Source organism: Serratia sp. MYb239 (assembly GCF_002966855.1).
In the GTDB taxonomy this organism is placed as follows: domain Bacteria; phylum Pseudomonadota; class Gammaproteobacteria; order Enterobacterales; family Enterobacteriaceae; genus Serratia_B; species Serratia_B rhizosphaerae.
In genome coordinates, this window is the sequence record NZ_CP023268.1 from 3,125,981 (window position 1) to 3,139,250 (window position 13,270).

Annotated in this window: 12 protein-coding genes and 1 tRNA gene; 9 read left to right on the forward strand and 4 right to left on the reverse strand. The window is 59.2% G+C overall.

The window, feature by feature from the left end; all coding sequences use genetic code 11:
• Positions 1-98: 98 nt before the first annotated feature.
• Complete coding sequence (nac, locus tag CLM71_RS15135; protein ID WP_105231756.1) at positions 99-1,022, reverse strand: nitrogen assimilation transcriptional regulator NAC; 924 nt, start codon at positions 1,020-1,022, stop codon at positions 99-101.
• 318 nt (positions 1,023-1,340) lie between these two features.
• Between nac and CLM71_RS15140 the strand changes: the two genes are divergently transcribed.
• A tRNA-Asn gene (locus CLM71_RS15140) sits at positions 1,341-1,416 on the forward strand.
• A gap of 281 nt (positions 1,417-1,697) precedes the next feature.
• Complete coding sequence (locus CLM71_RS15145) at positions 1,698-2,348, forward strand: hypothetical protein (RefSeq protein WP_105231757.1); 651 nt, start codon at positions 1,698-1,700, stop codon at positions 2,346-2,348.
• A gap of 450 nt (positions 2,349-2,798) precedes the next feature.
• Here the strand turns inward: CLM71_RS15145 and CLM71_RS15155 are convergent, their stop codons facing one another.
• Genes CLM71_RS15155 through CLM71_RS15165 form a run of 3 tightly spaced genes read right to left on the reverse strand, consistent with a single transcriptional unit; the run spans position 2,799 to position 5,983 of the window.
• Positions 2,799-3,755 carry an ABC transporter substrate-binding protein gene (locus CLM71_RS15155; RefSeq protein WP_234008584.1) on the reverse strand — a complete coding sequence of 319 codons (957 nt, stop codon included), beginning with the start codon at positions 3,753-3,755 and terminating at the stop codon, positions 2,799-2,801.
• Between the two features lie 45 nt (positions 3,756-3,800).
• Positions 3,801-5,381 carry a rhodanese homology domain-containing protein gene (locus CLM71_RS15160; protein WP_105231759.1) on the reverse strand — a complete coding sequence of 527 codons (1,581 nt, stop codon included), beginning with the start codon at positions 5,379-5,381 and terminating at the stop codon, positions 3,801-3,803.
• A gap of 2 nt (positions 5,382-5,383) precedes the next feature.
• Positions 5,384-5,983 carry a cysteine dioxygenase gene (locus CLM71_RS15165; RefSeq protein ID WP_105231760.1) on the reverse strand — a complete coding sequence of 200 codons (600 nt, stop codon included), beginning with the start codon at positions 5,981-5,983 and terminating at the stop codon, positions 5,384-5,386.
• A 110-nt stretch (positions 5,984-6,093) separates the two neighbouring features.
• Between CLM71_RS15165 and CLM71_RS15170 the strand changes: the two genes are divergently transcribed.
• The 7 genes from CLM71_RS15170 (at position 6,094) to CLM71_RS15200 (ending at position 13,217) form a co-directional block, all read left to right on the forward strand.
• Positions 6,094-6,981 (forward strand): LysR family transcriptional regulator, encoded by an 888-nt coding sequence (locus CLM71_RS15170; protein ID WP_105231761.1) that lies wholly within the window; start codon positions 6,094-6,096, stop codon positions 6,979-6,981.
• A 173-nt stretch (positions 6,982-7,154) separates the two neighbouring features.
• Entirely contained in the window at positions 7,155-8,237 is a 1,083-nt protein-coding gene (locus CLM71_RS15175; protein ID WP_105231762.1) for an LLM class flavin-dependent oxidoreductase, read from the forward strand.
• A 24-nt stretch (positions 8,238-8,261) separates the two neighbouring features.
• The gene (locus CLM71_RS15180; RefSeq protein ID WP_105231763.1) at positions 8,262-9,455 is read left to right on the forward strand and encodes an acyl-CoA dehydrogenase family protein; all 1,194 of its coding nucleotides are present in this window, start codon (positions 8,262-8,264) and stop codon (positions 9,453-9,455) included.
• The gene (locus CLM71_RS15185) at positions 9,442-10,410 is read left to right on the forward strand and encodes an ABC transporter substrate-binding protein (RefSeq protein ID WP_105231764.1); all 969 of its coding nucleotides are present in this window, start codon (positions 9,442-9,444) and stop codon (positions 10,408-10,410) included. The genes CLM71_RS15180 and CLM71_RS15185 overlap by 14 nt, the downstream gene beginning before the upstream one ends.
• Positions 10,407-11,456: an ABC transporter substrate-binding protein gene (locus CLM71_RS15190; protein ID WP_105231765.1), complete on the forward strand. Its 1,050-nt coding sequence runs from the start codon at positions 10,407-10,409 to the stop codon at positions 11,454-11,456. The genes CLM71_RS15185 and CLM71_RS15190 overlap by 4 nt, the downstream gene beginning before the upstream one ends.
• A complete protein-coding gene (locus CLM71_RS15195; RefSeq protein ID WP_105231766.1) occupies positions 11,437-12,435 on the forward strand; it encodes an ABC transporter permease in 999 nt (332 codons plus the stop codon). The genes CLM71_RS15190 and CLM71_RS15195 overlap by 20 nt, the downstream gene beginning before the upstream one ends.
• Positions 12,429-13,217, forward strand: a complete 789-nt coding sequence (locus CLM71_RS15200) for an ABC transporter ATP-binding protein (RefSeq protein WP_105231767.1) — start codon at positions 12,429-12,431, stop codon at positions 13,215-13,217. The genes CLM71_RS15195 and CLM71_RS15200 overlap by 7 nt, the downstream gene beginning before the upstream one ends.
• Positions 13,218-13,270 lie beyond the last annotated feature (53 nt).

The following is a 13,270-nucleotide window of genomic DNA, read 5'->3' on the forward strand; positions in this document are numbered from 1 at the left end:
CAGATAAAGAAGGGATTAGGCTTGCCATATCCCCTCCGCCCCCGATAGACGTGGTGATAAAGAGCCGGCTTTTGTCAGAAAAACATCAGTGACTTCGCTTACTGCACCAACGTCAGCGCGCGTTTCGGCTGGCCCGGAGCGGCAATCATCGCCAAGAGTTGCGCTTTCACCGCCTGCGCCGCTTCAGACAGCGGCTGCTGAACGGACACGCACAGCGCCAGCGGCAATGCCAGCGACGGATTGCTGATACGCGCCATCCAGGCTCTGGCCGGGCCGGTCAGCGCCCGCGCGGCGGACTCCGGCAAAATGGTCGCCCCCAGCCCGCCGGCGATGGCGGCGCTGAGCATGGTCGGCGATTCGATCTCGCCGACGACATTCAACGCCAGTTTGCGCACCGCCATCGCGTCTTCAATCTGATCGCGCACGCTGTCTCCCCGGTGCGGTAAAAACAGATTCAGCCGCGCCAGCGCCCGCAGATCGATATAGTCGCCGGGATTAGGCACCGAACGCGACGCCACCAGATACAGATCCTCTTTCGCCAGTACCGTGGTATTAAACCCCTGCGGCGCCTTGGTGCCATAAATAACCGCCATATCCAGCGCGCAGTTGGCCACCTGATCGGTCAGCGCCGGGCCGGTATCCTCATGCAGGCGCAGCAGAATGCCGGGGTGCGCATCGCGCATCGCCTGCAGCAGCGGCATCGCCAGCTGCGCGGCGGCGCAGCCGGACGCGACGCCGAGGGCAACCTGCCCGCTGACCGCCAGCCCGATGTTGCTGACGGCGGCCTGCGTCTGCTCACACATGCGCAAAATCGTCTGCGCATGGGCATAGAGAATGTTGCCCGCTTCGGTCGGCATGACGCCGCGCTTACTGCGAATCAGCAGTTGCTGCTGAAGTTCGCCTTCCAGCGTCGCCAGCTGCTGGCTTAACGCCGGTTGCGCAATATGCAGCACTTCCGCTGCCTGCGTCAGGCTGCCGATATCGACGATTTTGACAAAGTATTTAAGACGTCTGAAATTCATGGAGCCCCCGTTATGCGCAAAAAACAACGCTAACCCCACAGCAAGATCCGGGCCATAATCGGGGGAAAAAGCCAATGACGCCGCCAACAGGCTAAAAAGGCAGGAAAAACCGGCGCACTCCGGCCGCCGCCGCCCGCCGCCGAAGGCCGGCTACGCCGGCGCGCTGCACCAAAAAGAAGCAGCGCCGCCCGCAGAAACACGCCCAATCACTCAATAATGCAGCAGGTTGGGCATTCTTACAGCAAACGCGTCAAAATGCGTTTTTTCATGCTTTACAAGCCCCTGCCGCCTCGCTATTATGCGCCCCGTTCACACGATTCCTCTGTAGTTCAGTCGGTAGAACGGCGGACTGTTAATCCGTATGTCACTGGTTCGAGTCCAGTCAGAGGAGCCATATTTAGAAAAGCCCGCTTAAGGCAACTTAAGCGGGCTTTTTGCTTTTCTATATATAGACTATCCCCTTCAGTCAGCCTACGCGCTTTATCATTCACCCGGTCAATTGCTCAATCGTAAACGGTGATTGATTCATTGTTACCGGTATTTCCAGGGTCAATTAATTGCCATATTGATAGTTCATTTATTTTCAGTGCGTGAAAAAATTACAAATTAAAATTGGAGTTGTTTTTATTTTATTTTTGTTTTAGTCTAACGAAAATAGATAAGAAGGGAATCTTAATGAGTACTTACAAAGAGATAGCAAAACGCATCGCGAAGATTATTGTTTCTCCCGAAACGGCAATTGGTTTTGTGCATGGTGTATTATCCGTACCTCAAGACTTAGGCTATCTGGCCTATGGTTATCTGAATACAGAATCCAGATATAACAGAGACACGGAACGCATTAGGTTAATTAAGGCGGTTCGCTTTGGCATTCTTCAAAATGAAAGCTTTATAAACACAATAGAAACCATATTAAAAAAATTCAATCAATACGTACCGAAAAACAAAAGAGATAACATTTACGCTAAAGTCGGATCGTCTATAGTGGGTCGTACAGTCACCAACTCCATAATATCAAAAAAAATAGCAACATCTATAGCTCAACGTAGTACTCTTATGATCGCTCTGCGAGGTGGCATTGTCGGCAATACGCTCTTAGCAGGAGGCATGGCAGAACGTAGCATTTATACGTCTCAAAGGCTTCAACGCACTGAACCAAAAATATATAACGCGTTGCGCCCCAAAAATTATGACTTCCTTTATTTTCTTGTTGAGCCGGCTTTACATCCTTTTGTTGAAGCATTAAGAGTGAGAAGAACGCAGGGAGAAGCAGCATTCAATCAGATTCTAGAGCTTGTAGAGAAAGAGGTTAATTATGGGAAATGATAAAAAAGGAAAGTTACCAATCGGAAAACGCATATTCCATAGTTTTCTGGAGTACTCTGTTTCTTTACTTGGCGGAGTATTAGTTTTTTTATGTATCTATTGGTTCTTCCACTTTGAAACATGGCATGAAAGATTTATATATATTTCTGTTAGTATAGCCGTTGTATATCTTATTGTTAAGCTTCTACCCGAAAGACCAGAAGAGTAAAGTTTTAATCGTTTAGTTTTATGAGCGCTCAACGTGGGCTGAGTTATATTTTAGAACTCAGCCCACGTTGAGCGACTGTTTCACGGTTGAGTATTCTGCAAGCAGCGCATGCGGCATACTTACAATTCAATCAGCGAGCGTGAAAACACCTCCCGGTGCATTGTGATGTCCTCCGCCGTATCGGAAAAATGGGCGGCCAAACCCGGAAACAGGCATCGCCACCACTGAGTCCCATCCGCTGTTCATTTAACCAAGCTAAACTCCTTATCGATCAGGTCATTAACCGTCACGCGATTTGGCAGAATCTTTAACTGATAAAACAAATCGGCCACGGGCTGCAGCACCTGAATGTCCTGTTGATTGACGCTATGCGCGCCCTTTGACGTCCGACCCGCAATGTGCCGGGCGGTTTTCAGCGGTAAACGCGTCAATTGAGCGTAAACCCTGGCGTATTCCTCCGGATGATCGATCGCCCACTGCCGTGCTCTGGCGACGCGTTCGGCAAAATCTTTGATGGCCGCTCGCTTGTCCGCATCGGCCAATGAGCGCGTCGTGGCGGTCAGGAAACCGAGCGACGGCGTTAATCCCTGACCATCACGCAGCAGGCGCGCGCCGCTTTGCTCCGCAACGCCCAAATAGGGATCAAAAACCGCCCAGGCCGCCACCCTGCCGGTGCTAAACGCCGCGCTGGCATCGGTGGGCATCACAAACTGAACCTTCACATCTTCCCGCTTCAGCCCGGCCTCCTGTAATGCCGCATACAGCAAGTTTTGCGAGATGCTGCCACGCGCGGAGGAAACCACCACCGTTTGCCCTTTCAACTGCTGAACGCTGTGCAACGGCGAATCCTTCGGCACAATAATCCCGTTAGACTGGCCATAGCCGACGTTGGTCTGAATCAGCTTAAAATCCACCCCGCCCGCCGCCGCCATTAATACCGGCAGATCCCCGGCATAGGACGTATCTACGGCGGCCGCGCGCTGCGCTTCAAACAGCGGCGCCGCCCCCTGGAAATTGGCCCATTGATACTGATAAGGCGCATCTTTCATCACGCCGGCGGCCTCCACCAGGCTGCGCAGCCCGCGGGCCTGATCGCCCAGCACCAGTTTGGCGTCGCCGATCGCCCCCTGTGCCAGCGGCGCCGTCAATAACATGGCGCCCAGCCCCACAACCCTAAGTAAAACAGAAAACTGTGCCATACTTTTCCTCTTTATCAGTGGCGGTGATGCGTATTGTCCGATGAGTCAGAGCACGTTAAAGCCATGGGTTGCATCACGCGCCAGCTGTTCCACCAATCCGAACTCCCAGTCCAGATACGCTTGCATCGCGTCACGCGGATTGTCCGTGCCTTCATACGGGCGGCGGTAGCGATCGATGCGCGGCGCGGCCAACCGCCCTTCGCCCTTTTCCAACGGCCGGTTTTCAGCTATCCACGCCTGGGTGCCGCCGGCAAGCAGCTGCACCGGCTTGCCGGTCAGCGCGGCCACTTCCGGCACGGCATAGCGCGCCAGCTGGCTGCTGCCGCAGGTCACAACATAGCGTTCCGCCGGCGGCAGTTTTTCTAGCGCCAGCGGCAACTGTGAACGGATGACCCAATACGCACCGGGAATATGGCGCGCCACATAGTTGGCGCTGGTGGTGAAATCCAGCAGCACCGTGCCTTCCTGCGCCAGCAGTGCGGCCAACTGCGCCGGGGTGATGTCATCCGTCGGCGGCGACGGCGGTAGCTGCGCCGCCGGGCCGCCCTGCTCGGTAAAGTCGGCGGCGGACAGCCCGTCCACCACCGCCGCCTCCCAGCCCATCTGCGCCAGCCAGGAGGCGCTCATGTTGGCGCGCACGCCGTCATCATCCACCAGCACCACGCGGGCGCCGCGCACGCTGGCATAGTGATCTGTTTCCTGCACCAGTTGCCCGCCCGGCGCGCTATCACTGCCCGGCACATGCCCGGCGTGATACTCCTCGGGGCTGCGCACATCAAACAGATAGGTGGTGCGCGTCGTATCCTGCCGCCACAACCCAAACGTCTCGCGATCGATACGCACGACACCGGCCGCGTCCGCCACCCGCCGGGCCTGTTGCTGAGCCTGCGCCCGATTCTCCACGCCGTCCGGGTAGCGGCGCTGCTGTTGGCTTTCCAGCGCAAACCCCGCCAGCTCCCAGCCGATCGTACCATTGCGCAGCGCCGCCACCGGGTTGCTGATGCCGGCATTGATTAACGACTGGGTACCGATGATGCTGCGGGTACGCCCGGCGCAGTTAACAATCACCTGCGTATTGGGATCCGGCGCCAACGCGTTGATCCGCAACACCAGCTCCGCCCCCGGCACGCTGGTGCCGGTGGGGATACTCATGGTTTGGTATTCATCAAAACGGCGCGCATCGACGATCACCACATCGGCATGCTGATCGATCAGCGCCTTAACCTGCTGCGCGGTCAGCGATGGCGTATGCCTGCGGCTTTCCACCAGCTCGCCAAAGGCCTTGCTTGGTGTATTGACGTCCTGGAAAAGCTCGCCGCCACCGGCTTGCCAGCCCGCCAGACCGCCGGCCAGCAGAGCGACGTCGCCATAGCCGAACTGCCGTAACCGCGCTGCCGCCTGTTCGGCCCGCCCGTCACCGTTGTCGTAAACGGTAATGGGGGTGCCACGGTGCGGAATGCGCCGGTAGGCCTCCAGCTCCAGCTTGCTCAGCGGAATATTGACGGCAAACAGCGGGTGGCTTTGCGCAAATTCAGCCTCTTCGCGCACATCGATCAACGCCAACTCCTGCCGTGCCAACAACGCGGCGCGCAGGGTGGAAAAATCACGGTAAACAAAGGCAGACATACTTATACTTCCTTAGAAAGATCCCAGATATTAGGCAGTTGGGTGTTCGAGTAGCCGGAGATAAAAGGCTTCACCGCGCCACTTTCGCCATACACCGCCCGCTTGACGGCACCGATATTGCCGCCGTACACATGAATGCTGATTGATACGCGATCGTTAAACGCATTACTGACCTGGTGAATATCGCCCTCCTGCTCGGACAGTTTCACCACCTGCCCGGCGGTTAACCGCTCGGCGCCGCCTTCGGGCCGGGGCACGCCCTGGCCGTCGAGCACGTAACGCTGGTTGATTTCGGCGCCGCGCAGCATGCCAATCAGTCCCCACACGCGGTGATCATGGATCGGCGTAACCTGCCCCGGCCCCCAAACGAAGCTGACGATGGAAAAGCGCTGGGCGGAATCAACGTGCAGCAGGTACTGCTGGTAATGCTGAGGGTGTGGGCGGGCGTATTCTTCGGCCAGCCAGTCATCCTGGCTGACCAGTTCGGACAGCCATTGCGCCGCCTGTTCCAGCCGCGCCGTATCGCCCAGCGGCTGTTGATGCAGTCGGGCCAATTGTTCGATGAACCCGCGTAAACGGTCTAAGCGTAATGGCACTGTCATAGGGTTTTCCTGTCTGAAGCCGTGCCTATCACGCTAACAAAGAAGTTTTTATTATCTAAATGCATTTTTGTAATAAACTAAAATGCATAATTCACATAAAGAGAGTTTTCATGCGTACAGACGACATTGACGCACTGCTGGCGGTGGTGCAATTCGCTTCTCTTAGCCAGGCCGCGGAATACCTTGGCATTAGCCAATCCGCCATGACCCGCCGTCTGCAAAGCTTTGAACAGAGCCTGGGCGCCACGCTGCTGGATCGCCAAACCAAACCGCTTAAACTGACGGCCATCGGCCATCGCGTCTATGAGCAGTGCCTGACGATCAAACGCGAAACCAAGCGGTTGGAAAGTTTGCTTAATCAGGATGCGGAACCGCGCGGCCCGCTGCGCCTGGGAATTCCGCAGAGCCTGAGTGAAATTGCCTTACGCCCGGCGCTGCTGGCCCTCGGCGAACATTACCCGCAACTGCGCCCGCAGGTGGTCTGCGGTTGGGGCGGGCAGCTGATAAAGCGCCTGGAAAACGTTGAGTTGGACAGCCTGCTCGCCATGGGGCCGGCTCAGCAAACCTTTGATGACAGTCTGACGGCCAAGGCGCTGTGCCCGCTGGAGGTTGTGGTGATCGCCGGCAAAAACCTTAATCTCAACGCCAGCCGTCTCGGCCGTTGCGCACACCACGGCTGGGTATTGAACCCCGACGGTTGCGGCCTGCGCGCCGGCTTAAACCGCGACCTGCAGTCGCAGGGGCTCGGGCTGAAAATCAACGTGGAAACCGCCAGCGCGCAGTTGCAAATCAGCCTGGTGGCCCAGGGGTTGGGGCTCGGGCTGGTGCCCCGGGCCGCATTAACCCATAGCCCGCATCAGGACGAGATCGCCATTGTTGAGCTGACCGACTTCCAGCCGAAGGTCCAGCTGTGGCAGGTCAGCAGCCCGGGACTGGGCAACCTGCAGCGGCCCACTACCTTTTTTGCCGAGAAGATCGTGCAGTCGCTTCGCGATTAATGAGATTAAAAATAACAAGTTAGAGTTATAATTAACTTTTCGCATATTAAGATATGATAAAAATGCATTTAGATCATTAGAGCATCGCGTATAGGGTATAAAAACAACGCTGCTTATCGCCAAACCTTTGGCCGGCAGCCCAACCCTATCACGCATCCTGGCAAGGAGTTCTAATGAGCGTCCAATTTTTAGGCATGATCGGCCACCGCCTGTCTTCGGAAATCATCCCCCCGGCAGGCCCGATATTTGACCGCGACTACATTGTGCGCTTTGCACAGACCCACGAGGCCGCCGGTTTTGACCGCCTGCTGGTCGGGCATTGGTCCGATCAGCCCGACGGTTTTTTAGTCACGGCGCTGGCCGGGCTATCCACGCAAAAAATCAACTTCTTACTGGCACACCGTCCGGGCTTTGTCTCGCCGACCCTGGCGGCGCGCAAATTCGCCACGCTGGAACATCTGCTGAACGGCCGCCTGGCGGTGCATATCATTAGCGGCGGCAACGACGCCGAGCAGCGCCGCGACGGCGACTACCTCGATCACGATCGGCGCTATGCCCGCACCGATGCGTTTTTAGACGTTGTGCGTCAGGTCTGGACTCAGGAACGACCGTTTGACGCCGCTAACGATTTTTACCAGGTCGAGCAGGCCTTTTCGGCAATAAAACCGCTGCAACAACCCCATATCCCGATCTTTTTCGGCGGCTCATCAGACGCAGCGATCGCCGTGGCCGGCAAGCACGCCGACGTGTTTGCCCTGTGGGGCGAATCGCTGGCGCAAACCCAGGAAACCATCCAGCGTGTACGGGCCGAAGCGGCCAAACACCAGCGCCACATCGACTTCAGCGTGTCATTCCGGCCGATTATCGCCGACACCGAAACGCAGGCCTGGGAAAAGGCCGAAGAGATCCTGCATGTCGCCACCGAACATGCCGCGCAAACCGGCGTGAGCCATAAGAACAAGCCCAACAGCGTGGGCGCGCAACGCCTGCAGCAAACCGTGGCGCAGGGCGACGTGGTGGATAAACGTCTGTGGACCGGCATCGCCAGACTGGTCGGCGGCGGGCACAATTCCACTGCGCTGGTGGGCACGCCGGAGCAGGTGGCCGATGCGCTGCTTGATTACTACGATCTGGGCGTGCGCAACTTCCTGATCCGCGGCTTCGATCCCCTGAATGACGCGCAGGAATACGGTAAAGCACTGTTGCCGATCGCCCGTGCCAAAATCGCCCAACGCAACGCCAAACAAAGCGCCTGATGGCCTACGGAAGAGGCACCACGTATGAGCTCCGTTCAGTCTATCCCTCTCCTTGCGCGGCGACAGCGCATACCGGCGCCGCTCGCGCAGATCGCCGAGCAACTGGCGCAGCAGGCCGCAGCGCTGGATCGCAGCGGCGAGTTCCCGCACGCCAATCTGGCCCTGCTGCATGAATATGGGCTGCTGGGCCTGGCCTGTGAGCAGCGTTATGGCGGCGCCGACGCCAACCTGCCCACTCTGCAGCAGGTTGTCAGCGCCATCGCACAGGGCGAACCGTCAACGGCGCTGATCGTCTGCATGCAGTACCTGCACCACCTGCGCCTGGCCGCCAATCCCAAGTGGCCGGAAGCGCTGCGCAGCGCAATCAGCCAAAGCGCGGTTCAACACGGGGCGCTCATCAACAGCCTGCGGGTCGAGCCGGAACTGGGTTCCCCGGCGCGCGGCGGCCTGCCCCGCACCGTGGCGACCCGCACCTCGGCCGGCTGGCGGCTCAACGGCCACAAGCTCTATACCACCGGCATTGACGGGCTGAGCTGGCTGGCCATCTGGGCGCGCAGCGATGATGCCAACCCGCAGGTGGGCACCTGGCTGGTGCCGCGCAACAGCCCGGGCATCACCATTAAACGCAGTTGGGATCATCTGGGCATGCGCGCCAGCGGCAGCCATGAGGTGATCCTGCACGATGTGGCGGTGCCGTTGAGCCATGCGGCGGATATTTACCCGGCCGATCGGCCGCCGCCGCCGGATACGGCGCAGATCCGGGCCGCCGCCAATGCGCACGCCGCCCTGCTGCCGGCCATCTATGACGGCGTTGCACAGGCGGCGCGCCGCTGGCTGATCGCCTGGCTGCAACAACGGACGCCGACCAGTCTGGGCGCACCGTTAGCCAGCCTGGCCCGCGTACAGGAAACCGTTGGGCAAATCGACGGCCTGCTGCTGGTCAATCAGAGCCTGCTGCGTCAGGCTGCGGCGCAGGCATTCAGCACGGAACAAGCCAATCTGGCGAAAGTGACCATCACCGAAAATGCGATAGCGGCGGTGGAAAAAGCGCTGACGCAGAGCGGCAACCACGGCCTGACGCGCCATAACCCGCTGGAACGCCACTACCGTAACGTACTCTGCGGACGGGTACATACCCCACAAAACGACAGCGCATGGATCAAAGCCGGCCAGGCTGCGTTAAGACCACAGGACGATAATCAACATGTTGCGTATTAAATCCCCCCTGGGCGCCCTATTGCTGCTAGGCCTGGCAGGCCTGCCGCTGCTCGCCGACGCACGTATCACCTTGCATATCGCCGATCAAAAAGGCGGGATGCGTTCACAGCTGGAAGCGGCCAACGAACTCACCAACCTGCCTTACGATATCAAATGGGCCGAGTTCCCCGCCGCCGCCCCGCTTGCCGAAGCGCTGAACGCCGGCGCGGTCGACGCCGGCATTATCGGCGATGCGCCATTGCTGTTTGCCCTTGCGCAGGGCGCACCGGTGAAAGCGGTCGCCGTGGATAAAAGCAATCCGGCGGGCACCGCGGTGCTGGTGGGCGAGAACTCGCCGCTGAAAAGCGGCCAGGATCTGAAAGGAAAGCGCATCGCCACCGGTAAAGGTTCGATCGGCCACTTCGTGGCGCTGAAGGCGCTGCAACAGGCCGGCCTGACGACCGCGGACGTACAGCTGGTCTTTTTAGGCCCCGTGGATGCCAAGATCGCGCTGCTCAGCGGCTCGGTCGACGCCTGGGCCACTTGGGAGCCTTACACCACCCAACTGGTTAAAACCGGGCAAGGGCATGTGCTGGTCAGCGGTAGCGGTCTGCTGCCGGGAAATACCTTCCTGGCGGCCACCGATGCCACGCTGCGCGATAGCGCCAAACGCCAGGCGCTGCAGGATTATCTCCGCCGCCTGGCCAATGCGGAGCGCTGGGCCTACGCCAACCTCGACAGCTACGGCAAAACGCTGGGAAAAATTATCCGTTTCCCGCCCGATATCGCCCGCGAGCAGTTCGCCAACCGCCAACTACGCTGGCAACCGATTGACGCACAGACCGTGCGCCAACAGCAGGCCACGGCCGATTTCTATCAGGCTAACGGGCTGATCCGGCAACCGCTTGACGTTACTCATACCTTTGATAAGGGCTTTAGCGTGCCGCCGCAAACGCCACAGGAAGGTCAGCCATGAAACACCTTGCCCAGTATTCACGCCGCAGATTTCTCAGTTTGGGAGGCAGCCTGCTGGCAGCCCCCGCGTTGGCCGCCCTATCGCCGACGCTGTTCGCCCATGATATGACCGCCATGCATCAGGAGGGCGGCAACGCACTGCGCCTGCCCGCGCCTTATAAGTTGAAACTCGCCATCAACCAGAGCGCGGTATGTATTGCTCCCGTCACCGTGGCGGAGCAGCAGCACTTCTTCAGCAAGTACAATTTGGACGTTGAATTTGTCAACTTCGGCAACTCGACCGATCTGCTGTTGGAAGCGATCGCCACCGGCAAAGCCGACGCCGGCATCGGCATGGCGCTGCGCTGGCTGAAGGCGCTGGAGCAAGGTTTTGACGTCAAGCTCACCGCCGGCACCCACGGCGGCTGCCTGAATCTGCTGACCGCCAAAAATGCGCCCTTTACCAGCCTGGACAAGCTGAAAGGACAAACCATCGGCGTGACCGATATGGCCGGCCCGGACAAAAACTTTTTTGCCATCCTGCTCAAACGCCACGGCGTAGACCCGATCGCCGACGTGCAGTGGAAGGTTTATCCCGCCGATTTATTGAGCGTCGCGTTGGATAAGCAGGAAATTGCCGCCATCAGCGGCAGCGAACCCTTTAGCTACCGCTTATTGGCGAGCGGCAAATACCAACTGCTGGCAAGCAATATGACCGGGGAATACGCCAATCTCAGCTGCTGCGTGGTTGGCGTCAGCGGATCGCTGGCGCGTAAACACAAGGCCGCAGCGGCGGCGTTAACCCAGGCGCTGCTGGATGCCCACAGCTACGCGGCAGAGCACCCGGAAAGCGTTGCCGACGCCTTTATGGCCCACGCGTTAAACACCAATGTCAAAGAAGTGGCCGGCATTATCCATGGCCAGGCCCACGGGCATCACGCAGTGGGGGAAGCCTTCGTCAAAGAGCTGACCCAATACGTCAGCGATTTACAGCGGGTACAGGTAATTAAACCCGGTACCGATGCCCACCAATTTGCGGAGAGCATCTATGCCAACGTATTTGCTTGATAGCACTTTGAAAAGAGAGAAAACCGCCGGCGAACGGATCTGGCTTACCGGCCTGCTGGCCGCCGCCGCGTGGCTGGCGTCCGGGCTTATCACCACCTATTGGCCTGACGCCAGCCGCCAATGGCCATACAGCCGGGCCTGGTCCTGTCTGCAGTTGACGCTCGGGGTGGCGTTGCTGGCCCTGGCGCTTGGCTATCGGCGCTGGCGCGGCCGCGGGCAGCGCTTACAGCGCGCCGGGCAGTGGCTGATCGCGCTGCCGCTGTTTTTCAGCCTGTGGGAGCTGCTCACGGCGAAAACCGGGCTGCTGCCGGTGCCGTTTTTCGCCCCGCCGCAGGCGCTGATTGAGGTTTACCTCACCGACTGGCCGCGCCTGCTGAACAGCCTGTATCACTCGCTATCGTTACTGTTGCTGGGGGTCGCGATCGGCACCCTGAGCGGCTTTGTCAGCGGCGTGGCGATCGGCTGGTCGCAGCGCATCGGCTATTGGCTGCACCCGATACTGCGCATTCTCGGGCCGGTGCCCTCAACCGCCTTGCTGCCGCTGTGCCTGTTTATTTTCCCCAGCAGCTTTGCCGCCAGCGTGTTCCTGATCGCGCTGGCGACCTGGTTCCCGGTTACCGTGCTCACCTGGTCGGGCGTCGCCAACATCGATAAAGCCTATTACGAGGTGGCGCGCACCCTCGGTGCCAGCCAGCGCTTTTTAATTTTCCACGTGGCGATCCCCGCCGCCCTGCCCAGCGTGTTTGTCGGCTTGTTTATGGGGCTGGGGGCGTCGTTTTCAGTGCTGATCGTTGCTGAGATGGTCGGAGTGAAAGCAGGCATCGGCTTTTATCTGCAGTGGGCGCAGGGCTGGGCGGCCTATCCCAATATGTACGCAGCGCTGCTTGTGATGGCCTTTCTGTGTTCAGGGCTGATCGGCCTGCTGTTTTTCGTCCGCGATCGGCTGCTCGGTTGGCAAAAAGGAGTGATGAAATGGTAGCGCAAGCCGCACAGGCCCGGATAAACGCCAGAGGGACGGCGGTTGACGTGCGCAACGTCAGCCACCGCTTCACCCTGGGGCAACGGGAAATAGCCGTGCTGGATAACATCAGCCTGAACGTTGCCCCCGGTGAAAGCGTCGCCCTGCTCGGCCCTTCCGGCTGCGGGAAATCCACGTTGCTGCGCCTGCTGGCCGGGCTGGAACCGCTGCAGACCGGCCAACTGCTTGCTGACGGCCGCCCGCTCGGCGCCCCCAGCCCCGAGCGCATTCTGGTTTTCCAGGATCCCACGCTCTACCCCTGGCGGACGGTGCGGCAGAACGTGCTGCTCGGGCCGCAGGCGCAGGGGCTGAGCGGTCAGGAGCAACGGGCCGACAGCCTGATTAGCCGTATCGGCCTTAACGAGTTCGCCAACGCCTACCCGAAGCAGCTCTCCGGCGGCATGGCCCAGCGCGCCGCGCTGGCGCGCGCACTGCTCAACGAGCCGTGCCTGCTGTTGCTCGACGAACCGCTGGGAAAACTGGACTCGCTGACCCGCATCAGTATGCAGCGCGAATTGATTAACCTGTGGCAAAGCCAGGGCTACACCAGCCTGCTGGTCACGCACGATATTGAAGAAGCGCTGCTGTTGTGCGATCGGGTGATCGTGCTGTCGCCGCGTCCGAGCCGGATTCTGGCGCAGTTTACGGTGCCGCTCGCCTACCCGCGCCACCGGGACGCCCCGCTGCTGATTAAACACCGGCAGGACATTCTGAAAATCCTCGGCCAGGAGATCGATTGGTAACTTTACTGCCAATCGCGGCCAACACCGATCAAACCACCGCTAACGGGAGTTGT